The sequence below is a fragment of the Paracoccus sp. P2 genome (assembly GCF_046335115.1).
GTDB classification, from domain to species: Bacteria; Pseudomonadota; Alphaproteobacteria; order Rhodobacterales; family Rhodobacteraceae; genus Paracoccus; species Paracoccus pantotrophus.
In genome coordinates this window covers 1-1,135 of record NZ_JBGOSN010000154.1, presented here as the reverse complement: position 1 = coordinate 1,135, position 1,135 = coordinate 1, and the positions used below count along the sequence as shown (strand labels likewise).

The window sequence follows — 1,135 nt, the reverse complement described above, 5'->3', positions numbered from 1 at the left end:
CCCCCTTTCGGCGCCCAATAATGACCCCGCTTGGTCAGCACGGGTAGCTGGCCCGATGCGGTGTAGCCTCCATACAGCGCAACCGGATCGGGCCAGCGGCGTCTCGGTCATTCCCGCGTCTTGAAGCGCCAGCTCTCGTTGCCGGTCTCGACGATGTCACAGTGATGGGTCAGTCGGTCGAGGAGCGCCGTTGTCATCTTCGCGTCTCCGAAGACGGTCGGCCATTCGCCGAAGTCGAGGTTCGTCGTCACGATGATCGAGGTGCGTTCGTAAAGGCGACTGATGAGGTGGAACAGGAGCTGGCCACCCGTCTGGGCGAACGGCAGATATCCCAACTCGTCGAGGATCAGGAAGTCGAGGCGGCACAGGAGATCCGCAGTGCGTCCCTGTCGGTCGGCGCGGGCTTCGGCGTCCAGCTTGTTCACCAGGTCCACGACGTTGAAGAAGCGGCCGCGCTTGCCACGGCGGATGCAGGCCCGGGCGATGCTGACGGCAAGGTGGGATTTGCCGGTCCCGGTGCCGCCGATGAGGACGACGTTACGCTGATGCTCGAGGAACTCTCCGGAGGCCAGATCGCGCACCAGCGTTTCGTTTACGGGCGTGTCTTCGAAGCTGAACTCGTCGACTTCCTTGGCCAAGGGCAGCTTGGCGATGGTCATCTGGTATTTGATCGAGCGAGCTTGTTTCTCGCTGATCTCGGCGTTCAGCAGGTCGCCCACGATTTGCTGCGGTTCGTGCTGTCGCTTCACCGCCGTGGCGATGATCTCATCGTAGGCGGCCTTCATGCCGTAGAGCTTCAACTGGCCCATCGCGTCCAGCACCTGTGATCTTTCCATGGCGGGGTCTCCTGAGGCTGTCGTAGCGTTTGCAGTCGGCCACGGGCTCGCAGGTCAGGCGCAACGCGTCCGGCGTGGCGATGGTCAACGGAGGTGGTGGCTCGCGATGTCGGGCCAGGATGTTCAGAACGACCGATGCCGCCGGGGCGCCTTCGGTCAGGGCCTCGACGCAGGCAGCCTCGACGGCTTCCAGTCCATCCGTTGGGATCATGCTCAGGATCTGGACCATCTGACGGTCACCGTTCGGCACGCGCCCCAGCTTACGCTGGACGCGTCGTATCGCCGGCGGCAGTTCCCAT

Annotated in this window: 1 protein-coding gene and 1 pseudogene; both read right to left on the bottom strand. The window is 63.6% G+C overall.

Features of this window, described 5'->3' with window-relative positions:
- Window positions 1–107: 107 nt before the first annotated feature.
- Complete coding sequence (gene istB / locus ACDP63_RS24940) at window positions 108–836, bottom strand: IS21-like element ISPkr1 family helper ATPase IstB (RefSeq protein ID WP_024843951.1); 729 nt, start codon at window positions 834–836, stop codon at window positions 108–110.
- Window positions 766–1,135, bottom strand: a pseudogene (locus ACDP63_RS24935) (IS21 family transposase); the annotation flags it as partial. The gene istB and the pseudogene ACDP63_RS24935, both read right to left, overlap by 71 nt.

Excerpts from the sequence above, each read along its gene's own strand:
- istB (WP_024843951.1), bottom strand. The coding sequence starts at position 836 with ATGGAAAGATCACAGGTGCTGGACGCGATGGGCCAGTTGAAGCTCTAC.